This window comes from Faecalicatena contorta (assembly GCF_001404335.1).
In the GTDB taxonomy this organism is placed as follows: Bacteria; Bacillota; Clostridia; order Lachnospirales; family Lachnospiraceae; genus Faecalicatena; species Faecalicatena contortus_B.
The window spans coordinates 56471-82645 of the sequence record NZ_CYZU01000016.1 but is presented as its reverse complement, the minus strand read 5'-3'; the positions used below and the strand labels follow the sequence as shown (position 1 = coordinate 82645).

The following is a 26175-nucleotide window of genomic DNA, read 5'->3' as shown; positions in this document are numbered from 1 at the left end:
TATCCACACGAAATAAATGTTTTATCTACTCTATTTTACATGATAAAGAACCTCCAAACAATGTAATTTCCTGCCAAAAAATGCAAATTTCAGCCATACCATTGTTTTTAAAATTTTTTTTGCTAAATTGGAGTAGAGAGGGTGTACATAGAAAGGAGTATGAGAGATGATAAAACAATTATGGAAGAAAACCTGTACCTGCCTGCTGATCTTAGGGCTGGTACTGACAATGGCACCAGTAAAGACATTAAAAGCGGAGGACCCGGTTATTACTGACCCAACTGAGGCAGAGCGCGTACTCAGAGAAACTCTCGCTGATGTAGTTGTGGACAATAGTGACACCGATGAAGGTTGGAGACAAAACATAGAAGAAATTCTAAGAAAAAAATTTGTAGTTACTGGTCAAATGAAGCTAACTAATGTGAATTTTCTTACCAGGAAAAAAGCAACAACTGATGCCCAGGGTTCTATGGATTTTACGGTTTACTTCAAGCTTTCTGATCCGTCATCACCCACGGGTATTTCTGGTGAGTATTCTTTTCCTTATACAATAGTGATACCTAAGCTGCTCAATGAAGGTGATGTCATAATTAATAATACTAATTTCCCAGATCCGAAGTTTCGGGAATATCTGGGGGGCTACACGATAGATACAAATGATGATGACATATTATCAGCTGCTGAAATTGATGCAATTGAAGAGGTGAATGTTGCTCGTCAAGAGATATCCGACTTGACAGGAATAGGCTACTTAAAGAACTTAAAGAAATTAGGCTGCTGGGGCACAAAGATAAAAGTTCTGGATGTCAGCGGCAACCCCAATCTGGCGGAGATACAGTGTCACGACAACAGTGATCTCGCCTCATTAATCGTGAAGGGGGCCGGAGCTTTAACATTTTTGAAATGCAATGATACCAATATCGCCAGCATCGATGTCAGCGAGAATCCAAATTTAGAAACATTGGTCTGCCAGAACAATAGCAGTCTGGGATCCTTGATTGTAAAGGGTGCTTCTTCATTAAAACAAATAGACTGCTCGAAAACAGGAATCAGCAGTTTAGATGTCAGCGAAAATCACAATCTGACTGAATTAAAGTGTATGGAGAGTGCAAATCTGGCCTCACTGACCGTAAACGGTGCAAGCGCTCTAAGCTATCTGGATTGCGGAGACACAAAAATTGGACGCCTGGATGTCAGCGGGAATAACAATCTGGTGAGTTTATATTGTGATAACGCTAATTTATCAGAATTGATCTTAGGTGATGCAAAAAATTCTTTAAGTGTCATCTATTGCGATAACAACAAAGATTTAACAGATCTGGATGTCAATGGCTCAACATATTTAAATACACTGGAATGCAGCAATACGGGATTCGCGGTCTTGATGTCAGCAACGTCGCAAATATGGACCTTTTGCGTTTCAGCCGATGCAATCTTGCATGGTTAAATATCGGCGAAAATAGAGCCTTCGACTCATATTCTACAAAGCCTGGCAATACGAATCTATCCCTGGATGTTACGGGTCCAAGCTTTGATATTACTAACGCATTTCCCGGAATTGATCCCGGCAAAGTTCATATAACAGACGGAGGCACCCTGAACGGAAGTGATGTCACAGGTTATAAAGACGGTGAACCATTAATCTATGAATATAACTGTGGTTCTTACTCTGATGGGACGGATGCGAAATTAAATGTAACCCTGACTCTTAATGTTCTTAAATCTGACAGTTATATTTATATTGATAATGATCTTAATAGGGACTATACCGGCAATCCTGTGAACCCAGAGATCCGTGTTGAAGGAAGCAAGGGGAAAGTGACTGCTTCTTATTTCAAATGGAATGGAGCTGACTGGGAACCCTGCTCCGACATACCAAAAGATGTTGGGAGATATGCAATTACGGTAACCGTAGAAGAAGACGATTATTTTAATCAGGCAGGTCTGGAGGCATCAGAATTTGTAATAACAAAGGCAGCTAATGAGTGGACAACACCGCTCTCCCTTGGTGACCGGACCTATAATGAAACAGCAGGTATCCCGGCCGCAGCAGCAAAGTTCGGAGATGTAACCTTTACTTACAGCAATGTACAGGATGGAGTATATACCAGCACAGCGCCTGTAAATGCAGGAACCTGGTATGTAAAAGCTATTGTAAAGGAAACAGAAAATTATACAGGTTTAGAAGATGTAAAAGAATTTCATATTTCACAGGCAGCTAATGAATGGCTGGAAGCCCCTGCCCTGATTGGCTGGACCGATGGAGAACCAGCAAATACGCCTTCTGCAAAAGCTAAGTATGGAAATACAGTCTTTTCCTACAGTAATGCTAAAGATGGTCTGTTCACTGATACAATGCCGGAAAATGCAGGTACCTGGTATATGAAAGCCAAGGTTGAAGCAACTGCAAATTACACCGGCCTGGACACCGTAGTGAAATTTACTATCGCCAAGAAGGAAGAGCAGAAGCCAGGAGACAAACCGACTGATAACCCAAATGACAAACCGACTGATAACCCAAATGACAAACCAAATGATAAACCAAATAACAAGCCAACTGATAAACCAAATGACAAACCAACAAATAAACCCGCCGACAAGACAAAAGCGAAATCCAGCACCCCTGTAACTGGCGACACATCAAATCCAGCACTCTTAATCAGCCTGCTGGCACTGTCCGGCGGTACCTTATGTGTATATGCCTTCAGGAAAAGAAAATCAAGTAACTAAGCACAAAAAATTACATTGTAAATAATTTGCAACAAAGGGCGGCAGATTGTACCTGTTAAGCTGTTAACAGACAATACTGTATAATCTGCCGCCCTTTCTTCCCTCCTCCAGTCATCGTTAGCCTGAGAACATCATTATCCAGTTCATAGCCCTGTTTCTGTTTTTTCTGAATTCTTCATAAATCCGGTCTTAAAATCATGTTATAATATCCTTAAAAATCTCAAGAGGTGAATATGAAAAATATATTAGTAGTTATAGGCAGCGGCAGAGCAAACGGAAATACTATGCATAATTTTCCCGTCCGGCCATTCTCCCGCGCCGCCGCCCTCCCCTCCGGGTGCACCCAGCCTGTCAGGGGCGGGACTTCTGCCGCGGGCGGGGAAACTTTCCTGTCCCTTTCTGCAGGCATAGAGTGCGCCGTAGTTTCACTAGATAAAAAACACATCGGATTGGAAGGCTAAAATCTGCTTCCGAAGCAGATTTTAAGCCGGCCTGAGCCGCGCAATTCATCAGAATTGCACGGTGAATGCCGGCGATGACTTCCAATCCGATGTGTTTTTTATCTAGTGAAACTTGGCAAACGGACCGCCCGCAGAAAGGGACAGGAAAGTTTCCCCGCCCGCGGCAGAAGTCCCGCCCCTGACAGGCGCCCCCCTACCTGCTATCCGCCACAGCCTTATACATAGCAAGCAGATTCTCCGCCGGTACATCCGGCATGATATTATGTTCCTGATTGAACACAAATCCGCCGCCCGGTCCGAAGATATCGATCATTTTTCTTGTATAGTCATATACTTCCTGTGGTGTAGACCTGTTTAATACGGATCTTGTATTGCATCCGCCGCCCCAGAAAGTAATATCATTTCCGAATTCTTTTTTCAAAGTCGCAGGGTCCATCTGGTACGCTGTTGTCTGTACCGGATTGAGTACATCATATCCCGCATCAATCAGGTCTCCAATGATTGGATATATGGAACCGCAGGAGTGTAAAAATGTCTTCATGTTACTGTTCTTGTGGACATAATCATTAAGCTGTGTGTGATAAGGCTTGAACAGCGTTCTGTATTTCTCCTGGGACATAAACATCCCTGTGTCCATTCCCAGATCGTCTCCAAATCTGAGTATATCCACAATGTCACCCACAGCGTCGCATACACAGCTTAAGGTCGCCAGGTGCCGTTCCATCAGCTGATCCACAAGTTCTTTTACATTTTCCGGGTCTGCATAGATATCCATCAGGAAATTATCCATTCTGCGCAGGAAAGTTCCCCACTCGAACAGATTGCAGCCGCAGGTAATCATCAGTGCCTTGTCCGTGCTGGCTCTCAACTCCAGGGTGCGCCTTCTCAGTTCACTGTAGAAGCCTCTCTCCCCTGCGTGATCCCACGGACTGTGCACGAGAGCGCTCCACAGGACTTTGCCCATCTGGTGGTCCAGGTCAGAATAATCCTCCGGGTAGTCGTCCACATACGGGAAATATGTCTGATCGAAGAAGGTTGCTCCAACAGGCATTCTTGCAATCTGGGTTCCTTCTTTGTCCACAACAATGTAGTTTCCATTCTCCTGGCGAATGGGCTGAAACCATACCGGATACTGACCGGTGGAGCCGTCTGCCAGAGTCACATCATACCAGTCGCTGTCTTTCTCATTGAATACTCTTCCAATGTCGATCACATCCACTCCGAATTCATCAATGATATTCTGCTCCGGTATGACTACCTGCTGTACTACGTCAAAGATGCGGGTATGCCCGTCTGTAATGCCCATGTGCTTCTTCAGGTTGTTATAAGCAATCGCCGAGATTCCTGAACTTGGCGTTGCCCCCAGATCCAGCGGCACATAATCCGGTTCTTTATGGTTAATTGCCGCCATCACACGCTCTCTTGAATTCATACCAAGACCTCCGTCCTTAATCTAAATGATAGACCTCTTCCATCTCAGCCCACCATTCGCCTTCTTTTCTTTCCTCAAGCGGCTGCTGGAAAGGCATAACCAGATCCCACCACTCCTGTGTCTTTGGGTCTGCCGCCATTTTGTCCATATCTGCTTTATAGTCATCTCCTGTATATTCATAATATGAGAACAGTAATTCCCCAAAATTGTAAATGGAATAATTAGAAATATTGCATTCCTTGATCATTGCATTAATTTCAGGCCATATATGTGCATGATGATATTTGTAATCATCCAGTTTTTCCTTTTTTACTCCTATGATAGATCCATATCTCTGCATTGCTGCACCTCCAATTGATAAACATAATACTGCGTCCTGCCCCACCCATAAGGGCTTATATTACGGGATACTTTCTAAGTATATTAGTTAATCTCTTAATAAACCTTCTGTGCTTCTTCAAACAGCGCATGAATATTTTCCGGCGGTACATCCGGCATAATTGCCTCGTGGCTTGGGGAAATAATCAATCCTGTCGGGAAAATTTCGCGCAGTTCTTTTACTTTATTACGTACATCTTCCGGGCTGCCATGTACGAGCAGATCCTGAGTATCCACGCCTCCGCAGAAAGCTACCTGATCGCCAAATTTTTCTTTCAGCCCTCTTGGCTCCATTCCTGCTGCCAGCGCCTGGATTGGATGAACAATATCCACGCCCGCCCCAATCAGATCCGGAATTACATCCACGATAGAACCGCAGGAATGATAGATTACCTTTACACCGTAGCTGTGTGCCTGCTCTACAAGACGTTTGCATCCCGGGATAATAAACTGGCGTACCATGTCCGGTGATAACATGAGGCCTCTCTGGCTGCCCATATCGTTTCCAATCAGGACTGCATCCAGTTTACCCTTTGTTGCTTCAAAAAAGATCTTATTTGCCTTCAGATAGAATTCCATGACCTTTTCATTGACTGCTTCATAAATTTCAGGATTTGCAATCATATTCATAAGTGCAGTCTCCATGCCAAAAGCGGCACAGGTATCCTGGAAATGAGCCGACCAGAGGATTCCCAGTCTCACTTTTCCTTCCGGAGCTGCCTCGACACGGCGTAAACACTCTTCGGGATCAATGTATTTTTCGGGATCCGGCCATTCAAAGAAGTCCAGATCTTCCAGCTCCTCGGCATCCTTAAAACATCCGTCTGCCGTCAGGGTCCGGTCCTCCGCATCTACATCGCCATCCATATACCAGTCAAATGCGGCATAGATCGCGCTTGCGGTCGGTGATTTGTACGGAACTTCCACTGCATAGAAATCATCTCCAACCGCCAGTTTTAACTCATGCATGTCTTTAACGCCATAATACTCAAATAATGCCGGCTGTGAAAATATATCCGGCATGCCAAGCCATGCAGCCGGGCGGTCTACCGGTTTTCTCTCAACTGTTGCCAAAAAACGTTCTTTACTGTTCATCTGCCTCTCCTCTTTCACAGGTCAGGCGGAGGTTGATATACCATCCTCCGCCCGACCGTTATCTGCTATTTCATATCTACTAACTCTTGCTTACCACTGGCATGGAAGGAAATCTTCTACATTGTCAGCACTGATGATATCTGTTCCGATGTAAGCAACTCTCGGAATTTCTTCGCCGTTGAAGTACTCGGACATTGTTCTTACTACAAGACCTGCATCTGCCTGGCAGGACTGGTAGCTTGCATACTTCAGCTGTCCGCTCTGGATCAGCTCTGCGCCCTGTTTGGAGATACCAGCTGCTACAATGATGATATCTTCACGTCCTGCTGCCTTACAAGCCTCTGTTGCACCGATTGCCTGGTCAGAATCGTCTGCAAGCACGATTGCGTTCAGGTCGTCGCCATATTTTGTAATCCAGTCAGATACTACCTGTTTTACAGCGGAAGCCTCAAATCCTGGTGACTGTACGTCAAGAGATTTGATGTCAGGATATTCTTCTGCTAATGTGGACATAGGTCCGAATGTACGTGCATAGTATGGTGATGTTCCTACATTGTGTGTGATGTAGCAAACTCCGCCTTTTCCGCCAAGCTCTTCACCAAGCTTGCTTGCCAGGTTTCTCATCTGATACCAGTCGTTCGGGCCTGTGTAAGCCAGAATATTGTTCATGGCATCTGCCTCTGGAAGTGTGTTGCTGCAGAATGCAGGGATGCCTGCTTTTGTAATCTTCTTGAACTGCTGTCCGGCGTGGTCAGCACTTACCGGGATTACTACGATTGCATCCGGGCTCTCATTGATTGCCTGGTCAACATATCCGTCCTGTGTAGACTGATCCCAGTTAGGATCGTATACATCACATGTCATGCCGACTGCTTCACAAGCTTCCTCAAAAGCTTCCTGATAGCAGGTTGTCCATGCATGAGCTCCGTGTACGATTACGATGACGTGTTTACCCTTCTGTCCGTCAGCCGGAGATTCCGGGAATTTTGCATCATTTGAATCATCCCAGTCAAGGTACTCATAGTAGTGCCATTTGTTTATGTCGCTGTCATCAAGTTTTTCCAGTTCTTCTGCATCGCCCTTTGCTTCCGGAACATCGAATGTGGTTCCCTCTTCCAGCAGTGGATGATTGTCTGTTGTTTTGAGCTCCTCAATTGCTTTTGCTAAAAGGTCTTTGGATTCTGCCAGGTTATCCCCGCCGCCGCTGGAATCCTCTGTTTTCGTGTCTGCTTTTGAATCAGATTCTTTGGAGTCACTTCCGCAACCTGTGAGGCTTACTGCACTTACCAGCATAAGCCCGCTGAGCAATACTGCTACATACTTTTTGAACATTTTTCTTCCTCCTTTTATTTTCCTTGGGTTTCTTATTAAAAACATGTCCCGCATGCTTCTAATCTGAGTTAAGCTGAACCTGCGATTATTCTGATAGAAAGATCTTGCCTATGAAGCCTTGCCCAGCTCCTTCATGGCCTCTTTATGCAGGTTCGGCCTTGTACCTACTGTCTTGTTTCTGTTATACAGTGCGATAGTCTCATATACAATACATCCGATCAGGATCGCTGCAATGACAAGCACCTGTATCTCTGTTTTCTTGAAAATAGCTTTCAGAAGTGCAATGGCTACCAGGGATACCCAGGTCCACACAACGCTTCCTTTTCCTCCGTTGATAGCAGTACCGCCGATAATGGTTGCCGTCAGCGCGATCATCAGGGGGCTGATTCCCTTCTCACCCATTGTAATACCTGCTGTTCCTGAGTAGATACCATTTAACGCTCCACCCAGTGCACAAGCTGCAGAAGAAATTACAAATGCAAGTGTTGTTACACGGTCACTCTTAATACCTGCCAGCCATGCTGTCTCCAGGTTACCGCCGATCATATATACATTCCGCCCGAATCTTGTGTAGCGCAGAACAATCATAACAATAAAGACAACGATTGTTGTGATCAGAAAATATGTTGAAAACGGCAGGAACGGAACCAGGTTTTCATTCAGGACATCGCTGAATGCATAATCTTTTCCGATACTCAGTTCTTCACCGCCTGTGTAAATGTACATGGATCCCTTCAATACAAACTGCATACCCAGTGTTGCGATAAAGGAGTGGATCTTCAGCTTCGTAACAAGGAAACCGTTAATGCATCCCACTAAGACTCCGACCAGTGTTGCAATCAGGATGCAGACAACCCACGGAAGACCAGGTTTGTCGTGCAGTCCCAGACAAAGCAGCGCTGCAAATGTGGACATATACATGATCGTCAGATCCATATGTCCTGCAATCATACATGTTGTAAATCCTAAGCCCAGCCAGATAACAAGGCTTCCGTTTCCTGTAGCGGCACTAATGTTGTACATGGTATAGAAGTTATCTACAAAAAGACCAATAATCAATATCAGAGCCAGGAAAAGATAAGATCTGTTTGCATTAATAAAATTTGCATTAAGTTTAAATTTCTTATTTTTCATTATGCTCTACCCAACTTTCTGTTAGAATAAGTATTCAGCCATACGATAAACAGGAATACAAGACCCTGTACCAGATATTTCTCATAGGTTCCAAGACCGATCCATGAAAGGATGTTGTTAAGGATACCGTAGGCGATTACACCTCCAAATGTTCCAACTACTGAACCTTTACCTCCGTTTAAGAGGCATCCGCCCAACAGTACGGCTGTCAGACAGGAGAAGTCATATCCTGTACCGTTTTCGTAGGATGCTGTCTTACGCAGTGCTGCGAAGAAGATACCTCCGATGGATGCACAGACACCGTTGATGATATAAGCGGTAATCAGTGTTTTTGCACAATTGATACCTGAGAATTTTGCTACTTCATAGTTCGTACCGATGATTTTCAGTTTCTGGCCAAATTTTGTCTTGGCGTGAATAAACCATGCGATGATCATGATTACGATCATAACGATCGCCATCAGGGAAATGTACTTTCCGATATAAGTTCTGGCAATAGAGAAGAATGTATTTGCAGCGTTCTGTGCAAATTCCGTATCCTTTGCCACTTTATCTGCATAGAGCTGTTTTCCTTCCCATACAACACGTACGATACCGGACAACAGAAGGTTGAAGCCCCATGTCCAGATGATTGGGTTGGCTCTGAGCTTACCGATCATGAAACCATTGATAAAACCGATGATCACACCGGATAATATACCGATCAGCATCGCAACCGGGAAACCGAAGTTAATGGTCTGCACCGTCATCATACCGCCCACAGCCATGGTAAGCGGAATGGACATATCGGTCATATTGCCGGAATATGTAATGAAAATAAGTCCCGCACTGACCATACCGATCAGCGCAACCGCCTCCAGAATGGACTGGATATTGCTGGCGGCGAAGAATGTACCCTTTGATACAATCATACCTATAATAATCAACGCAACTACAACAACGTAAATACCTAGCTTATTGAATATAAGACTGAACTTGTTGATTTCTTCTTTTCGTGTATCTACTTTTGGCGCGCTTGGATTTGGATTTTTATTTATTTGTTCTGACATGATACGTACTCACCCTCCCCATTAGCTGCAATCAACAGTGAATTCTCATTGATACCTTCTTTTGGAATCTCGCCGATAATATGGCCTTCTCTCAGGATTACCGCGCGGTCGCAAAGTCCTACAACCTCCGGCAAGTCACTGGAAAGCAGGATACAGGCATTGCCCTGTGAAACAAATCGCTTAACCGCATCATGGATAACCTGTTTTGCATTGACATCAACGCCTCGGGTAGGTTCATCCAGGATCAGGATGTCAACATCTGCCGCCAGCCATTTTGCCATCAGGACTTTCTGCTGGTTACCGCCGGAGAAGCTGTTTACCTGTCTGTCTCTGTCTGCCGGATAAACGCTCATCTCGTTAATCTTTTCGTCTATAAGGCCGTACTGTTTCTTGCCGTCATAGATAATGCCGGGGCCGCATCTGTCAATAATACATGACGTAACATTGTCTGCAACCGTCTGAGGAAGTGCAAGGCCTACGACCTTTCTGTCCTCTGTCAGGTAACCGATTCCACCCTTAATGGCTTCTCCAAGATCTTTGAAATGAACCTCTTTTCCATGGATGTATTCTTTTCCGCAGTCAACCTTGTCAACGCCTGTCAGTCCTCTTGCAATCTCGGTACGTCCTGAACCTGCAAGTCCGCAAATAGCAAGAACCTCCCCTTTGTGGAGATCGAAGTTCACATGATGGTAAAATCCCCATCTTGTAAAATCTTCGACTTTCAGTACCACTTCATCGGTAACCATGCTCTTATGGTCCGCATAGAAGCTCTTTACAGGCTCACCGACCATGCACTCTACCAGCTGTTCCGTATTGGTCTCGGAGATCGGGAAAGAATCAACCAGCTTACCATCTCTCATAACCGTAACCATGTCTGCAATCTCAAAGATTTCACTTAAGTGATGAGAAATATATACGATTGCCAGTCCCTGTTTCTGAAGATTTCTTACAATCTCAAACAGCTTATTTACTTCTTCGCTTGACAGCGCGGAAGTCGGCTCGTCCATAACCAGGATCTTCGGTTCGGAACCGAGCACCTTTGCAATCTCAACCAGCTGTGCATCACACTGGCTGATCTCGGATACATCCAGCGTCGGATCCAGATCATCCAGACCTACCCGGCTTAGCAGTTTCTTCGCTTCCTCGATTGCTTTCTTCTTGTCAATGAACAGTGCGTTCTTTTTGGGAAGGCGCCCAACAAGAAGGTTCTCATAAATAGAAATCCTCCGTGCCAGTGATAACTCCTGGTACACCATTCCTATCCCGTACTCTTTTGCAAGATTCGGTGTGTGGAGATTTCGCTTCTCCCCATTGATGTAGATCTCTCCGGTATAATCATTGAAAAGACCCGCAAGCATTTTCATCAAAGTGGATTTACCCGCTCCGTTTTCCCCCATGAGGGCATGAACTTCCCCCGCTCTCACCCGGAAATCGACCTTATCAACAGCCAATGTACCGGGAAATCTCTTGGATACGCTGCGCATATCCAGTGCATACGCTTCATTTTTTGATGCGTTACCCATGCTGATTAACTCCTTTCGTGTTGCTATTTATTGATTTCACCGCCGGCAAACCCTAAAACGTAGCTGTGACGCTTTACTTTGGCAGTATCCAGCAGATTCTGATACCATTCTTCATAAGCATCTGTGCGCATATCTTCCTCCGCTTTTACCTGCCACGCCTCAGCACCCGAGCCGGCGTAATAAACCACATGAAAACCGCCTTCCGTGTATATGACACTGCAGTCTCCAGGCTTACGCCCATCGTCAAACACCCATTTATCAATTGCATCATCCAGATTATCTCTGGTCAGATTTTCAAAATTTCCGTCTGCCTCAGATAAAGATTCATTTTCTGAAGCAAGCGCCCCGAAGCTTTCCTCTGTTTTGTTTCCTTTTTCCCATGTCTCCAGCAGCTCTTCCGCTTTTGCACAGGAATCTTCATATAACTGGTTCACTTTATCATCATAATCTTCTGAACTGCCATCCTCCAATGCTGCATCCACCGGAAAACAGATGTCTATAATATCAGCCGTCGGATAGCTGCTCTCGTTCCTGCTGTGGAACACCATCACATAGTATCCGGAACCATCATCAATCACATTTGCATCGCCGTCTTTTCGTTCTGGTGAAAAAAGCCATTCCCCATAGGAAAAGTTGGGATCATAGTAGGCATCGTCAAAAGCATAATAGGTTCCATAGTCTTCAAACTCACTGCTGGCTTCCTTCAGATCCCCACCCTTTTCTACTTTGTCGAAGATCTTCTGTGCTATGGAAAAAGCATTCTGCTTTTCTTCCTCTGTCGGCTCTGTATCAATATCACTGGCCTTCACATAAAACCTTTCATAATTGACAAAAGTATATTCCGGAAGGTGTTCCTCATAATACGCTTTTATCTCATCTTCGCTGAAACGAAAGTCAGCCTTGATCTGGTCACTGTATTCAGCCGCTAGATGGGAATAGGTAAGATGCTTCCCGTAGAGCTTTTCTGACATTTTGCTGCCGTATATATTTTCCAAATACTTGTCTGTACTGATTCCGGCATCATCAGCTCTGCTTTTTATGTCTTCCAGTGCAGTATCGATCTCTTCCTGCGCCTCACTGCTCAGTTCAAATCCTTCTTTCTCTGCCAGAGCAGCCGTCCTTAGAACGCTGGACATAGACTCCACGGTCTGATCCTCAAAATATTCGAACCAGGACTGATCATCGTCATAGGGCTGGTCTTTCAGAGATGTGCTGTCATCAAACATATACTCTCTGAACTCACTGTGTTCATCCAGATAAGAATTATAATAAGCATAGTAGTAATAGTTGAATTCACTCAGCTTATACCCTTTCCCGTCTATCGTGACCGCAGGAAGGATTCTGACCGGAGCACCGCTCTGAAAAAATAAAGCTGCAAGGATTCCGATAACGATCAGCACTCCCAGTACTACTGCAAAGATTGTGATCTGCCTGTTCTGGCGCTGCTTTTTTGCCTGCTGTTCCTGTTTCTTTGTGCCCCCGCTGTTGTTGATTTTTCTGCTCATAGCCACCTCTTATCAGCACAAAGGCCTCTTTATCTGTTATCCAAGGATCTCTTTTACTTTTTCTGCAAAGGCTTTCCCCAGTTTTTCGTGGTATTCCGCTTCCATATGTACCCCGTCCCTGACGGATGCCTTACCGTATTTGGACGCGTCTATAAAGTGCACTCCGTTTTCTTTTGCAAATGCCTCATATGCTTCTGCAAACTTTTCTGAACGCTCAACTGCGCCGTCTCCGAACATATCGAAGAATAGTGGAACATCCTTGTAAGACGGATCAATCAGGAGCGGAGATGCTAAAAGTACTTCCGGTCTGTTTCCTGCCATCGGCACCGTCTTCACCGCATTCAGATAGCGTCCGAAACCGAATGCTATCGTGTAAGGGTCCGCTCCGAATCTGGCCTTCAGATCGTTCGTCCCAAGCATCAGAATAATCAGGTCAAGAGGAGACTGTGAATCCAGGCAGGTCTCAAAATAAGTGATGCCGGAAAGTCTGTTTTCAACCGGATCATCGTGAACGGTGGTCCTTCCGTTATATCCTTCTTCAATCACCTGATACTCATTTCCCAGTTCAGCCGCCAGAATCCCTGTCCACCTGACATCGTCCGGGTGTCTGGTCCCTTCAGCCGGAACGGCTCCCCAGGTGTTGGAATCCCCGAAACAAAGTATTCTCTTTTTCATACTGCTGTTTCCTCCTTAATTACTTCAAGTATGCCCCGGCGGAGAGCCGCACGTCATGCTCGGCATGCACAATACCTAAGCTCGCCTCTCCCTCCGCCAGAGGCTTATTTACTAGTTAAATAAATTTCTTTCTTGCTTCATATAAAGCTATGATATTTTCCACAGGAACGTCGCCCTCAAAATCCTGGCTCGGCCCCAGAATATATCCTCCATCCACATTCATCGTCCTGATGATGTATTCCGTCTCCGCCCTGACCTCCTCCGGTGACCCGAAAGGCAGCAGGTTCTGTGTGTCCACACCGCCCTGAAAGCAGAGCTTGTGTCCGTATTCCCGCTTTAATGAATCGACTTCCATTCCCTTAACCTTCTGAATTGGCTCCAGTCCGTCAACCCCGCATGCAATCAGGTTCGGAATGATCTTCCTGACCGCCCCGCAGGAATGCTGCAAGTAAAAACAGTTATATTTATGTGCCAGCTGAACCAGCTTTTTCGTATTCTCCGCAAAGTATTCATCCCACATCTTTGGGCTGAACAGCAGACTGATCTGCGTCCCATAATCATCACAGGGCCGGATCAGGTCAATCGCCCCATCCCCTGCTTCCAGCATCCTCTCATACATCTCCATGTAAAACTGGCTGTAACGGTTCAGCATTGCCTTTACCATCCCCGGATCCTCCGCCATCAGCATATAGAAAGATTCCGCGGGATACAGATCCAGAAATACCTGATAAGGCCCAGGCCATCCGATCCGGATTGCTTTATCCTGATGCCGGCCGCAGAAACGCTTCACAGCCTCATAGTCAAAGTGATCGGGATTGGGCCAGTTTCTGAAGGCCATGAGGTCTTCCATTGTCTCAACATGTTCAAGAGGCCTTTTGATGGTATGGCTGTTATACTCCACACCGTTCCATTTTTCCACATACTGCTGTCCAAAAGGATGTGTATGCACTACCTCGCCTTTTGCGTTAACAAAATCCGGTATCTTAGGCCCGATATATGGTGGAAAATCCATTACCCTTGTGTCAATCTCCAGGATATCCATAACCTCATCTGCCGTCTCAACCTGAAAGTAATGCTGCATCTTCTCCCATGCAGTCTCAACAGCCTGCATCGTTGCAGGGACACGGTCCGGAGTCTTGTGCTCAAAAGCTGCCCTCACACGCTCCTTACTATTCAATTGATATCCCTCCCTCAGAGTTCCTCTTCTTGTTAAGCTCATTATAATTCTGAGGGAGTTTAAAATCAATTTAAATTTAATTTTAAATTTAAACGTTTAAATCATTTTGCATAGTCCCCTGCAACACGCATCGCAATCTTCTCCCATTTAAACAGCCGCTGTGGATCATGTCTTACGGTTGAGATATCTTTGAAGATAAGTTCCACATGGCACTGCCCCTCTGTCAGCTCCATAAACTCTCTGATTTCTTTCTCAGCCTGGGCCTCATCAAACATATTGCCCGCAACGATGGCCGGGTTCGGCTTTCTGCTCATGACATAGTCCGTCCCAACCTCACGAATGATCTTTTCACTGTTACACCAGGGTGATACGGATATCTTACGCAGATTGGGTATTTTTCTAAGCATGGAAACCTTCAGGTCCAGCGGTTCACAGCATCCGTAATAGGTAAGGCCAAACCGCCTGAGCCACTTCAAATCATGTTCAACTGCGAATTCCCAGTGCATCTCAGGAGATACGGTTGAGAATATCTGTGCATTGGAACATCCCCACATGTTCTTTGCAAGTATGTGTTCCGGATTAAAATCCTCACCGGGAAGCTCGGTTGTATACCCGTAACCGCCTGAACCTACCCGGGTGTTATTGCAGTCCAGTGATAACAGGTTCTGCTCTTCAAACTGATCCAGCTCCACCATCCATGCCTGTACCATTTTTTCATAGATGTCATGTACCATATCCGGCCTCATGACCAGATCCATAATCGCTTCCTGCACGCCCCACCAACGGATCAGGTAATCCCACGGCGTATACCATATGTGGGTCTGCCCCACCTTTTTGACAGGGATTATTCCCGCAAATACATCCTGCATTGCATCATAGGAATACTGCGTAGCCCTTTCATAATGGGTGATCACCGGCATCTTGATCTTTTCAATGTCTTCCGGCTCCTGGATCTGAATCTTAAAATGCCTGGAATAGATCTCATTTTCCTGATCCGTATACGCGGCATCCACGTCTTCCACAATACCAAAATCCGTGGAGTGGATCGCCAGCGGACATTCGATATAGGGGTTCACCACCATATCTCCGGGGAAATGGTTCCACTGGAAAATTGTCTTTTTCAGCGTGTCCTCCAGATTTCTCGCCCATGGATGTGTGCACTTCAGGGTCAGCTCATCGTTTACATTCATCTCATGCCATGGAATCTCATTGATCCATACCATTGGTTTTACCGATTTTTTGTCATTCAAAAGCGTCCAGTTTCTGGCATTCTCTTCATTTCTTTTATCGCCTGAGATCTCCGCAATCCTCTCTCCCAGTGTTTTTAAGATATCTTTGTCCTTCTGTGTAAGTATAATTTCTTTCTCCTCCGGAATCACCGGTTTGTGTGACGGATCATGCAGCATACTTTTTTTCCTCCTTTACTATATACCTGCAGGCTCCCAAAGAACCGGGACCTGCAGATTCTTCCAGATTTTTACTCTCTTTTTTCCATCCTAACACTCCATGAAAAAAGCCACAACGCTCTGTTGTGGCTTTATGGTTGCTCAATGTGACATTTTTTGTATTCACCGGGAGTGACTTCCATATATTTTTTAAATGCTCTGGAAAATGTCTTGGAATCACTGTATCCGCAGAGGGCAGCAGCCTCACTCACTGTCCTGCCCCCAAGCAGAGCCTGGGCTCCCACACTCATTTTCCTGGTATAGATAAACTGGCTCGGGCACATGCCGAATATCTCTTTAAACCGCCTTGTAAAATAAGACCGTTCCATACCCGCACACTCTGCCAGCTCCTGCACCCCCGGATTCTCAGCAATGTGCTCATCAATATACTTCAGCACACGCTTCATGCGCCGGCTGCTCGTGCGGTAGATTGGCAGCCTCTCATTGATCCGCTTCAAAAAGATATCGAACAGCCTGGACACGTCCTGAAAACAGGCGGGATCACGCTGCAGGAGCCGAATGCTGTGAAGCAGATAATACAATTCTTCATCCGAACGAATTTCAATGCAGGTAAAATTCATAGCCAGGGAGATATCCATCTCCACATGAAACCAGAGTACTTCCAGCGGGTCGTCCAGGTCATGCCGCAGAGAATAGGGCTGCATCACGGGTAGTACATAAAAACACCCCTTTTCCAGCTGCACCTCCTTTTCCCCCTGCCGGAACCAGGCCTTTCCCCCGCAGACATAATACATGCGGTAAAATGCGGCGCATTCATCCGTCATGCCCCAGTCCGGAGGGCACAACGTATACTCATTTTGTATAATCTTAAACTCGAAATGCACGGTGCGCCTCCTTTGTAACAGGTTAGTCCATACCTGCCTGAACCGTTAACTTCATTTTTAAAACGTTTAACTTTATCTTAAATTCCGTTTGACTTTTTTATTTACTTATGACAATATTATTATAAAATTTGGAGAAAAGCAAGGAGGGATTCTTATGGCAACATTAAAAGATGTTGCGGAAAAAGCGGGCGTTTCGATTGCGACCGTCTCAAACTGTATTAATAATACGAAAACCGTAAAACCCGCTACCCGGGCAAAGATCATGCAGATCATTGAAGAATTAAACTATATTCCCAATGCATCCGCTAAGAGCCTCAAATCTGAGGCATCCAGAGAGATCGGAGTTGTATTCCCTGATATTGATGACTCCTGCCATGCCGATATTCTGAAGGGAATCATCTCCAGCGCAGAGAACATGGATTATACGTTAAATATATCCTTTTCTTATCACACGCCAAAACTGGAGCGCAAGATCATAGACCAGCTCATCGGCAGAAATGTAGCCGGTATCATTCTTATTACATGCCAGCCCCAGAATGCAGACTATTTTCAGAACAGCATTGTCAGGCACAACATTCCAACCGTATTTATCGATCATTTTCCCGATAATATAGACGCAAACTTTCTGGCATTTGACAATTACAATTCCTGTTACTATCTTACGAAAAAGCTGATTGAAAACGGATATCACAATATTGACCTCATGATCGGACACAGTGATTACTTTTCTGAACGTGAATGTGTCCGGGGATTTACCGATGCCCACGATGACCTGGAACTGGAATTTGACGCCGATCAGATCATTGAGACGCGCTTTACAAAAGAATCCTCTTTCCGAAAGGCCATGTTTAATATCGTAGAAAAACCGCCTCAGGCGATTATCACTTCGTCGCATCCACTGGCTAAAGGGGTGATTGAGGCCTTTAATCTCTGTTCAATCAAAATACCAAAAGATACCTGTATCATCACTCTTGGAGAAGAATCCTGGAATGAGAGCAACTACCTGCCGAACCTGCTGCACACGTCCCGTACCGCTTACACGCTTGGCATCCGCAGCATTCAGGTTCTCATGAAGAATCTTCAGGAGTCGGCATTTTTTGAAAAGGAGTTCATGCTCTTCAAAGACAATGTGATAGGAAGCCATATCAAGATTCCCAAGGCTCCCATTCCCTACCACATCCCAAAGGCTCCCAAGAGGACACTGCGCATTATTGCCACCTCCATGCCAACTATCCTCTCATTATATGCAGTATCAAAAGAGTTTGAGAGGCAGCATGAGGTTAAGATAGAATTTGATTTTGTAAGCTACAGAGAACTGATCGAAACGATCGTTGCAGACAGTGCCAGGGAAAAAAGCAGATATGATGTATATATGTATGATATCTCATGGCTTACATATCTGGTAAATTTAAATGTACTCACAGACATAACCGAACTGATTACATCCAACGAGGTATTTTCTAGGCATCTTGTTCCAAAGAACCTGTCCAATGCATGCTATAAGGGACGGTATTACGGATTCCCTATCGTGGGCGGATCCCATATCCTGTTTTACAGAAAGGATTTATTTGAACAGCCGTCCATCCAGAACCAGTTTGAAACAAGGTACAATATGCCGCTGCGTCCTCCCAAAACCTGGAAAGAATTCAACGGCATTGCACAGTTTTTTACGAAAGAATTTAACCCCTATTCGCCGACTTTATACGGAACATCCGTCATCGGCAGCGTCAATGAAGAATTTGCCCTGGAGCTGCAGATACGTCTCTGGAGCTTCGGGGGCGGCCTGTATGACAGCGCCGGCCGCCTGAAACTGGATACGCCTCAGAATGTCAAGGCACTGCAGAGTCTTCTGGATACCGCCCGCTTTACGGAACACGGCATTTCGAACACCTCCATCAATTCCAGTTTCCAGGATTTTGGAAGCGGACGTACCGCCATGCTTCTTTCCTTTACAGAATACGGAACGCTGATTAACGACTGCCTGCACGGGGATATTATAACGAAAATCGATTACAGCATGCTCCCCGGTCAGACTCCGGCTAATGTAGGGTGGCATATGGGCATCAGCAAGACGACCCGCCATACAGAACTAATAGCAAACTACTTTAAGTGGATATCTCAGAAGAAAACAAGCTACTATATGACGACCTTAAACGGGCAGTCCACCGTACTTTACCCCTATGAGAACCAGGAGATTTTAAGGCTTTATCCCTGGATGAGACTGAACACAAAGTGCATCGAGAAATCCCGGAACCGGGTCTATCCGTTCCAGGCTCCCGACAGGATCGTTCCTCCGTATGAGATAGAGACGATCCTTCAGGACGTATGTATCCAGGCTTATCAAAAAGAACTTTCCCCGCAGGATGCCCTGCGAAAAGGGGAGAGCAGAATCCGGAAGCTGTTTCAGTAGAAGTGCCTCTTAAGCGTCCGGTACAGGAGCTCCGGTTCGATGGGCTTCGCAATATGGGCGTCCATCCCCGCTTCCTGGGATTTTGCAACATCCTCCTGGAACGCATTCGCAGTCATGGCTATAATCGGAACCTTGCCTGCCTGCGGATGTGTGCTGGACCGGATCGCCCGGGCCGCCTCATATCCGTCCATCAGCGGCATCTGAATGTCCATCAGAACGGCATCGTAATACCCCTCCGTTGATTCAGCAAAAGCCTCCAGAGCCTGGGCTCCGTCTGCGGTTGTCTCCACATGGATGCCCGTCATCTGCAGAATCTCCACGGCAATCTCCTGATTCAGCGCGTTGTCCTCGGCAAGTAGCACCCTGCGTCCACTGAAATCAAAGTCCTGCGCTGGATTATCTGCCGGCGCTTTTTCTTTGCCTTTTCCGGTAATGTCCAGCAATGTGTTGTAAAGAGACGACGCAAACAGCGGCTTCGCAAGAAACTTGTTCACACCTGCTTCCCGTGCTTCCTCCTCTATCTCTCCATAATCATATGCGGTGATAATAATAATCAGTGTATGATAGCCCACAATAGACCTGATTTTTCTGGCAACTTCCACGCCGCTGATCTCCGGCATCCTTAGATCAATAAAACAAATGTCATAATCCTCTCCGGCTTCGTGTGACTGCCGAATTTCCTCCACGATTTCCATGCTGTCCGTCACCCATTTTGCGTCAATTCCGAATTTCTGCAAAAGCAGTGATGCATACTGGCAGACATCCTGATCGTGATCGCCAATGAGCACTTTCAGCGTATCCAGCTCCGGATATTTCTCATAAGAACTGTCTGAATCTGCCAGGTCAAAGGGCAGCTCCACCGTGAATGTGGTTCCCGCATTTACCTTGCTTTTTACCGCAATCGTTCCCCCCAGAATTGTAACCAGGTTCTTTGTAATGGGCATTCCCAGTCCGGTTCCCTGCATATGGGAATATCCCTGCCTGCGTTCCTGTTCGAAAGGCTCGTACAGATGTTGTAGAAATCCTTCACTCATACCGGTTCCCGTATCGGATACGGTAAACCTCAGCCTGATCCGTCCCTTCTGTGAAAACAACTGCCTGACATCCAGCCTGACATGACCTCCCTCAGGCGTAAACTTTAGCGCATTTGATAAAAGATTGAGCAAAATCTGATTTACACGCATAGAATCTCCGATCAGCTCCTCATCCATCACTCCCTGTATGGATTCATCGAATTCAAGGCCCCTGTCGACCGCCTGCGGATGAATGATCGCAGTCACTGACTCCAGGAGACGCCCGAGATCAAACTTTTCATGGGAGACCGAAAGCCTTCCGTCTTCAATTTTAGACATATCCAGTATGTCATTGATCAGGGAAAGCAGATGCTTTGAGGAAAAACTGATTTTAGCAAGGCAGTCTTGTATTCTTTCTCTCTCTTCTATATGCGCCGCTGCAATTGTTGTCATCCCGATAATTGCATTCATCGGAGTCCTGATCTCATGAGACATTCTGGAGAGAAAATCTGATTTTGCCCGGTTTGCGTTTTCAGCAGAGCACAGAGCATCACTGAGCTGCTGAGCCTGGGCTTTCAGTTCTTTCTGCATCTCACGCAGCTCTTTTACGTCCGTGACATCAATGTAAATAAGCAGATATACGGGAAAGCCGCCAATCCAGTCCACACAATCCCCATTAATCTGCATCCAGGCAGTCTGGCCGTCCTTATTCAGCATCTTTGCCAGAAAATGTACATGTTCTCCTTTTTTTATACGGCTCATCTGGGACAAAATTACATCTCTGTTCATATCCAGATTCATCCTAAGAGTCTGTTCTGACATATCCCCGAATTCTCCGATCCCGAAAAATTCCTGGAATTTATCATTCGCCTCTAACAATTTCACATCCCGCTCTGTTTTCACCAAAAACTTTGCAGCAAATCCCGGGATGTTATGATATGTAATAGACTGTGTCTTTTCCATTTCAATCAGATCGTTGATGTCGGTGATGACCGTATAGGCAATCGGAATACCGTCAAGCACTTCCTCTGTAAAGCTGCCGTTCATCCTCACCCACTTATGCCCGCCGCCTTTTACCGGCATACGGGTAATAATACTGTACCCTTCTTTCCCTGCCTCTGCCGCCTCCATTACCGCCCCGCGGATCTTATTCAGTTCATCCTCATAATGATGGCTCGTATAATAGATATCCGGTCTGTTCCGGAACCTTGCCTGATACTCTTCTTTAGAATAACCGATCAGGTCATAATAAAAATCATTGGACCATACCATAGTATAATATTCATCCAGCAGGTGTTTGCTGACACTCACCTGCAGCGAACTCATAAGCATGATGTATTCTGCCTCTGACTTATTCTCTTTCAGGGGATTTTCCATTTCCGGCAGATATTCTTCCTCCCTTTCATTTCCATCTTCCATTTCATTACCTCCCTTCATCTATTCACTCAGAATTCCTTCTTTTTTGCCCGCGCTTATCCTGCTCTGATTTGTAAGGTGTAATATCGTGGCAGGCCAGCAGGCATGCCTCATCACTGCCCCATTTAATCATACAAGCATCCGCTATGGACCAGACATCCAGCACCGGGTTGTACACCTCCATTGTTTTGCTTCTTATACTCTTTATTCCTCTGACAGGGCATAGCTCACAGGGGCTTTCTCTATGAAAAAAAGCTTTATGGCAGCACATACCTGTCCGTGCATCAGGTACCGTATCCCTTGTTTTTGCATTAATGTAAAGAAGGCGGTAACTGTCAGGATCAATGACATAGATCCATGAATTCTGGTTGTCCAGTATCATATCCAAATTCTCGGCTGCCTCCAGAGCACGGTCCTGTGCCCTCTTCTTCAGCAGAAACGTGGATAAAAATTCTGCAATAAATTTAAGCGCATCAATCTGGTTTCTCGTCCACAGCCTCATGGCCAGGCAGTCGTCAAAGCCTACAAAACCTGCAAATCTGCCCTCGTCGCTCACCGCACACTGCAGCATGGACCGTATGTTTCTTTTATATAAAAACGGATGTTTTTTCTTTGAAAAGTCAGAAATATCCTGACAGTAAAAAATTCCATTCTCGTCAAAATTATTCTGATATTCACAGCCAAGATGCTTATATTCAATATTACGCAGCCCGCCGATCTCAGGTTCGATTCCTTCATTGCACCATTCGAAGGTATTCGTGCATCTCGTGCCGTCCACAGAATTTTCAAATATATAAACACGGCTGACATTATAGCGCATCCCGACCATCTCCAGAATCGACCTCACAGCCTCTTCAATATCTCCTGATTCATATAATTTCTGGAATGACTCAGGAACAATACTGTCTACACTGACCTCTTCTTCCCCATACGAATCGATCCGGGTGCCTGCCGCCGTACTCTGTTCTGTATTTAGTACGAATGATTTCTGCATCACTGCTGCATCATAAAATGCATAACCGTTCTTGCCGCTCTGCTTAGCATGGTACAGCGCCCTGTCACACTTCTGGAAGAGATTCTGAAAGTCCAGTCCATCCTCTGGAAATAATGCAATACCAATACTGCATGTCAGACTCAGGTCAGAGAGTTTATCATGATAGATACTTTTCAATACCCGGATAATCTTCTCCGCCTTTTTATGCAGGAATTCTCCTTTTGTATTGTATTCCAGAAAAACCAGGAATTCGTCCCCTCCAAAACGGGCAATGATATCTCCTCCCCTGAAAATATCCTTGATCTTAGCGGCTGCTTCTGCGAGAACAGCGTCTCCAAACATATGCCCCATAGAATCATTCACCTGTTTAAAATTATCCAGATCAATAATCATAAGTGCAAACTTCGTTCTTTTTACAGACGATCCCCCTCCTGCAAGACCGCAGTCCGAAGAATTCGTCTGGGTATAACCTGCTTCCTCTGCCCACTCCAGGCGGCGTCTGATCTTCCCAACCGCCGTATCTTTATTGAATACTTTTGTCAGCGAATCCATCTGCACTTTCGCAGACAGCTCTTTTATCTGGCGCTTCTCACCGTCTATATCTATAATGACACCGATCACCCTGACAGGCTTTTTCTCCTCATTAAACTGGGTAGTCACGCGTATCCTGCACCAGAGGTACTTTCCCTGTGCATTGGCAATTCTCACTTCAGTTTCACCATACGGAATTCCAGCAGAAGCGCTTTTCATCAGCTCAAGAAGTGCAGGCAGGTCTTCCGGAAAGATATGGGAAGCTTTCTGGATTTCAGCGAAGATATTTTTTGACAGAGGCTTATAACCGAACTTTTTCTCCCAATTTGAGGAATAACTAATTGTATGCTTTTCGAGATCCCCCTCAAAGGTGATATCATTCGTCTGATTCATAATAATGCGGTAACGCTCCATTGAAAGAGCCATCTGCTCCTGAACTTTTTTAATCCCACTGATATCCGTAAGGATACAATTCACATATTCTATCCCGTCCGCACCCACAATCAGCCGGCATTTTTCCAGAACCCACAGCGCAGCGCCTTCCCTTGTCAAAATCCGATACTCCAGCGTCTGTGCTCTCCCCTCAGACAACTGTTCCCTGTAATGCCTATGTACTGCAGGCTGGTCTTTTGGATGGATCATCTCAATATACCGGTCATGAAACTTCTCTTTAATTTCTTTTCTGGTGTAACCAAATAACGAAATAATCCCGTGATTCAGGTATGTAATCGTAAACCATTGGTCATTCATACACTGCAGAATACCAGCGGGAAGGTTCTCCGTCATAAGATCGTGTCCGGATTGCCCCTCCACCTTTTCATCTATTTCTTCCGGATCTTCCCTTTCCCATATAATCAGTACTTTATGTTGTTTGGGACTCTCGATATTCACTCGCAGGGAAGTTGCTTTATACCAGATATATTCTCCGGATTCACGGTGCAGAACCCGATAGCTGCGGGTTCGTTTGATCAGCCCGTGCTTAAAAAAGTTCTCCATATATTCACCCAGGATTCCTTCAACAAGAGGACGGTCATCCGGGTATATTGCATGATCTATAAAATTACTCAGCGATTCTTCAAAGGTACTGCCGGATCTAAGATCCTGAAAGTCCTCGTTTTGCTGATAAACCAGATGATAGACCCCGCTGTCCATATCAAGTTCAACCACTGTCGAATCCAGGTGTCTGAGCAAGGCAAAATATTTCATCTGCTCCAATTTTGGTGCATTTTCCTGATCTGTATGCAGTACAGGATCCAGGGTGTCCTGGTATTTAAATGCAGTGCCCGGAAGATTACCGTCCGCATATTCACGGGTCAGCCGGAAGAACTTAATCCGCACATTCTTGAGGCATTCCAGCAGCTTTGGAGAGAACATTCCGCACTCCCCATTGAGTATCATATTCAACGCCTGCTCCGGCTGAATGGCTTTTTTATATACCCGGTCTGTAGTCAAAGCATCATAAGCATCGGCGATCACCACTGCCTGCGCATAAACCGGGGTATTGTCGCCGATCAGCCCATCGGGATATCCTTTTCCGTCCCAGCGTTCATGGTGATAGCGGCAGATATTATATGCATACTTCAGATACTCCTCATCCCCCATTCTGCCCAGACTTGAAAGAATCTCACACCCCTTAACCGTATGCTTCTTCATGATTTCAAACTCTTCGTCTGTAAGACGGCCCGGTTTATTCAAAATGGTGTCAGCAATTGCTATTTTACCAATATCATGGAGCGCCGCCGCTTCTGCAATGACCTGAATTGCCCTTTCGTTCAGCTCGTATTCCGGGCAGGAATACATGACATCTTCCAGAAGCACCCCTGTAAACTTGCGGATTCGCAAAACATGCTGCCCAGTCTCCGCGCTTCTGTGCTCAATTATGGAAGAAAGGGTGTCCATGATTACATCCCTCGATGCCCTCACTTTCATTGTCTGTTCTTGCAGCATTTCTTCCAGATGCATCTTATGACGGTTCAGTTCTACTGCATTACGTACCCTTCTTCTGACAACATGGGATTCAAATGGCTTAATAATAATATCAGACGCTCCCATATCAAAGGCACGTACTTCGTTTTCCATAGAATCCTCGGAAGTTATAATAATAACAGGAATATTAGTCATAAGACCATTCTGTCCCATTTCCTGCATAACCTGAAATCCATCTTTTACAGGCATGACCACATCCAGCAGGACAGCAGCCAGAGATTCCCTGTACTGTTTTATCAGCATCAGAGCCTGTTCTCCATTTTCCGCTTCCAGCAGATTATATTCCTGCTCGAACAGTACATGGAGAATCGCACGGTTCACTTCCATATCATCTACTATTAAAATGGTGTCCCGGTTCATTCTCATTCCCCCCTGGCGTCTCCTGCCACATTATTTACCAATGTATCTATGAACTTCCTTCTCTCTTCTTTTTTGTATATATCCACGCCGCTGTATAGCTTAAAAGTACTGGCAGATATAATCGCCACCTGCAGAGGCTGTATAATCTGAAGAGCTATAATGCGGAGTTCCAGCTCATTCTTTCTATTCTGAAACAGCTCTTTTAACATGGGAATCATATACAGTTCCACCTGCATGCTGCCTCGCTGGACTTCCATAGTCAGCATGAATTTCGCCAGTTTTTCATATGCTTCAGACAGTTCGAAGATCGTATCCAGCATATTTTTAATTCTTTCTGCCGGATCCATTGACTGCATTTCTGCTCGGTTCAAAATCTGTGCTACGGCATCATCAACCCTTTTTTCGATAGCGGCTGCAAGAAGATTGTCCTTGCTTCCAAAATAATAGTTTATTAGTCCTGTTCCTACTCCTGCCAGCTTCGCAATGCCACGGACAGTGATTTTGTTTACGTCTGTTTTTTCTTTTATCATTATGCCTGCGGCTTCAATGATTTTATCTTTTGTATCCTGGCTGCAGTTCATAATATTTGTTTACCTCCATAAATCCACTGTATACTTTTGTTTATATATTTTTTTTGATCATTTTACTATAGAATATTGAACTTGATTTGAACACGTTCAATAT

The 26175-nt window shown here is 45.4% G+C and carries 18 protein-coding genes; 3 read left to right on the top strand and 15 right to left on the bottom strand.

Going from position 1 to position 26175, the window contains the following annotated elements:
* The first annotated feature begins 166 nt into the window (after window positions 1-166).
* Window positions 167-1447, top strand: a complete 1281-nt coding sequence (locus ARB69_RS10125) for a leucine-rich repeat domain-containing protein (protein WP_055152894.1) — start codon at window positions 167-169, stop codon at window positions 1445-1447.
* Window positions 1357-2730, top strand: coding sequence for a PT domain-containing protein (locus tag ARB69_RS26680; protein ID WP_157355624.1), 1374 nt, complete (start codon window positions 1357-1359; stop codon window positions 2728-2730). Before ARB69_RS10125 ends, ARB69_RS26680 begins: the two co-directional genes overlap by 91 nt.
* Before the next feature lie 654 nt (window positions 2731-3384).
* Here the strand turns inward: ARB69_RS26680 and ARB69_RS10110 are convergent.
* The 12 genes from ARB69_RS10110 to ARB69_RS10055 all read right to left on the bottom strand — a co-directional run bounded on the left by ARB69_RS10110 (window position 3385) and on the right by ARB69_RS10055 (window position 16781).
* Window positions 3385-4623, bottom strand: coding sequence for a uroporphyrinogen decarboxylase family protein (locus tag ARB69_RS10110; RefSeq protein ID WP_055152889.1), 1239 nt, complete (start codon window positions 4621-4623; stop codon window positions 3385-3387).
* Window positions 4624-4639: 16 nt separating this feature from the next.
* Complete coding sequence (locus tag ARB69_RS10105) at window positions 4640-4963, bottom strand: L-rhamnose mutarotase (RefSeq protein WP_025653827.1); 324 nt, start codon at window positions 4961-4963, stop codon at window positions 4640-4642.
* 95 nt (window positions 4964-5058) lie between these two features.
* Complete coding sequence (locus tag ARB69_RS10100) at window positions 5059-6096, bottom strand: uroporphyrinogen decarboxylase family protein (protein ID WP_055152887.1); 1038 nt, start codon at window positions 6094-6096, stop codon at window positions 5059-5061.
* Window positions 6097-6186: 90 nt separating this feature from the next.
* Entirely contained in the window at window positions 6187-7428 is a 1242-nt protein-coding gene (locus ARB69_RS10095) for a sugar ABC transporter substrate-binding protein (RefSeq protein WP_242857574.1), read from the bottom strand.
* A 108-nt stretch (window positions 7429-7536) separates the two neighbouring features.
* Window positions 7537-8562 (bottom strand): ABC transporter permease, encoded by a 1026-nt coding sequence (locus ARB69_RS10090; protein ID WP_050639179.1) that lies wholly within the window; start codon window positions 8560-8562, stop codon window positions 7537-7539.
* Window positions 8562-9611 (bottom strand): ABC transporter permease, encoded by a 1050-nt coding sequence (locus ARB69_RS10085; RefSeq protein WP_050639180.1) that lies wholly within the window; start codon window positions 9609-9611, stop codon window positions 8562-8564. Before ARB69_RS10085 ends, ARB69_RS10090 begins: the two co-directional genes overlap by 1 nt.
* Window positions 9596-11134, bottom strand: a complete 1539-nt coding sequence (locus ARB69_RS10080) for a sugar ABC transporter ATP-binding protein (RefSeq protein WP_070102397.1) — start codon at window positions 11132-11134, stop codon at window positions 9596-9598. The genes ARB69_RS10085 and ARB69_RS10080 overlap by 16 nt, the downstream gene beginning before the upstream one ends.
* Before the next feature lie 23 nt (window positions 11135-11157).
* Window positions 11158-12639: a peptidylprolyl isomerase gene (locus tag ARB69_RS10075; RefSeq protein ID WP_055152883.1), complete on the bottom strand. Its 1482-nt coding sequence runs from the start codon at window positions 12637-12639 to the stop codon at window positions 11158-11160.
* 36 nt (window positions 12640-12675) lie between these two features.
* Entirely contained in the window at window positions 12676-13314 is a 639-nt protein-coding gene (locus ARB69_RS10070; protein ID WP_050639182.1) for an SGNH/GDSL hydrolase family protein, read from the bottom strand.
* 115 nt (window positions 13315-13429) lie between these two features.
* Window positions 13430-14491 carry a uroporphyrinogen decarboxylase family protein gene (locus ARB69_RS10065; protein ID WP_050639183.1) on the bottom strand — a complete coding sequence of 354 codons (1062 nt, stop codon included), beginning with the start codon at window positions 14489-14491 and terminating at the stop codon, window positions 13430-13432.
* Window positions 14492-14592: 101 nt separating this feature from the next.
* The gene (locus ARB69_RS10060) at window positions 14593-15897 is read right to left on the bottom strand and encodes a hypothetical protein (RefSeq protein WP_050639184.1); all 1305 of its coding nucleotides are present in this window, start codon (window positions 15895-15897) and stop codon (window positions 14593-14595) included.
* 131 nt (window positions 15898-16028) lie between these two features.
* Window positions 16029-16781 carry an AraC family transcriptional regulator gene (locus ARB69_RS10055; RefSeq protein ID WP_050639185.1) on the bottom strand — a complete coding sequence of 251 codons (753 nt, stop codon included), beginning with the start codon at window positions 16779-16781 and terminating at the stop codon, window positions 16029-16031.
* 154 nt (window positions 16782-16935) lie between these two features.
* Here ARB69_RS10055 and ARB69_RS10050 point away from each other — a divergent pair, with 154 nt between their 5' ends.
* Entirely contained in the window at window positions 16936-19191 is a 2256-nt protein-coding gene (locus tag ARB69_RS10050; protein ID WP_050639186.1) for an extracellular solute-binding protein, read from the top strand.
* Here ARB69_RS10050 and ARB69_RS10045 read toward each other — a convergent pair.
* From ARB69_RS10045 to ARB69_RS10035, 3 genes are read right to left on the bottom strand one after another with little or no spacing between them, the layout of a single operon-like run.
* Window positions 19185-21623: a response regulator gene (locus ARB69_RS10045; protein WP_055152882.1), complete on the bottom strand. Its 2439-nt coding sequence runs from the start codon at window positions 21621-21623 to the stop codon at window positions 19185-19187. The two genes, ARB69_RS10050 and ARB69_RS10045, sit on opposite strands and share 7 nt — an antisense overlap.
* Before the next feature lie 22 nt (window positions 21624-21645).
* Window positions 21646-25497 carry a diguanylate cyclase gene (locus tag ARB69_RS10040; protein WP_242857573.1) on the bottom strand — a complete coding sequence of 1284 codons (3852 nt, stop codon included), beginning with the start codon at window positions 25495-25497 and terminating at the stop codon, window positions 21646-21648.
* Window positions 25494-26072: a TetR/AcrR family transcriptional regulator gene (locus ARB69_RS10035; RefSeq protein WP_050639189.1), complete on the bottom strand. Its 579-nt coding sequence runs from the start codon at window positions 26070-26072 to the stop codon at window positions 25494-25496. The genes ARB69_RS10040 and ARB69_RS10035 overlap by 4 nt, the downstream gene beginning before the upstream one ends.
* Window positions 26073-26175 lie beyond the last annotated feature (103 nt).

What these genes read in the sequence shown, in the direction of transcription:
- ARB69_RS10105 (WP_025653827.1), bottom strand. Translation starts at nt 4,963, where the DNA reads ATGCAGAGATATGGATCTATCATAGGAGTAAAAAAGGAAAAACTGGAT.
- ARB69_RS10100 (WP_055152887.1), bottom strand. Translation starts at nt 6,096, where the DNA reads ATGAACAGTAAAGAACGTTTTTTGGCAACAGTTGAGAGAAAACCGGTA.
- ARB69_RS10060 (WP_050639184.1), bottom strand. Translation starts at nt 15,897, where the DNA reads ATGCTGCATGATCCGTCACACAAACCGGTGATTCCGGAGGAGAAAGAA.
- ARB69_RS10085 (WP_050639180.1), bottom strand. Translation starts at nt 9,611, where the DNA reads ATGTCAGAACAAATAAATAAAAATCCAAATCCAAGCGCGCCAAAAGTA.
- ARB69_RS10035 (WP_050639189.1), bottom strand. Translation starts at nt 26,072, where the DNA reads ATGAACTGCAGCCAGGATACAAAAGATAAAATCATTGAAGCCGCAGGC.
- ARB69_RS10040 (WP_242857573.1), bottom strand. Translation starts at nt 25,497, where the DNA reads ATGAGAATGAACCGGGACACCATTTTAATAGTAGATGATATGGAAGTG.
- ARB69_RS10095 (WP_242857574.1), bottom strand. Translation starts at nt 7,428, where the DNA reads ATGTTCAAAAAGTATGTAGCAGTATTGCTCAGCGGGCTTATGCTGGTA.
- ARB69_RS10125 (WP_055152894.1), top strand. Translation starts at nt 167, where the DNA reads ATGATAAAACAATTATGGAAGAAAACCTGTACCTGCCTGCTGATCTTA.
- ARB69_RS10090 (WP_050639179.1), bottom strand. Translation starts at nt 8,562, where the DNA reads ATGAAAAATAAGAAATTTAAACTTAATGCAAATTTTATTAATGCAAAC.
- ARB69_RS10070 (WP_050639182.1), bottom strand. Translation starts at nt 13,314, where the DNA reads ATGAAAAAGAGAATACTTTGTTTCGGGGATTCCAACACCTGGGGAGCC.
- ARB69_RS26680 (WP_157355624.1), top strand. Translation starts at nt 1,357, where the DNA reads ATGCAGCAATACGGGATTCGCGGTCTTGATGTCAGCAACGTCGCAAAT.
- ARB69_RS10050 (WP_050639186.1), top strand. Translation starts at nt 16,936, where the DNA reads ATGGCAACATTAAAAGATGTTGCGGAAAAAGCGGGCGTTTCGATTGCG.
- ARB69_RS10045 (WP_055152882.1), bottom strand. Translation starts at nt 21,623, where the DNA reads ATGGAAGATGGAAATGAAAGGGAGGAAGAATATCTGCCGGAAATGGAA.
- ARB69_RS10110 (WP_055152889.1), bottom strand. Translation starts at nt 4,623, where the DNA reads ATGAATTCAAGAGAGCGTGTGATGGCGGCAATTAACCATAAAGAACCG.
- ARB69_RS10075 (WP_055152883.1), bottom strand. Translation starts at nt 12,639, where the DNA reads ATGAGCAGAAAAATCAACAACAGCGGGGGCACAAAGAAACAGGAACAG.
- ARB69_RS10080 (WP_070102397.1), bottom strand. Translation starts at nt 11,134, where the DNA reads ATGGGTAACGCATCAAAAAATGAAGCGTATGCACTGGATATGCGCAGC.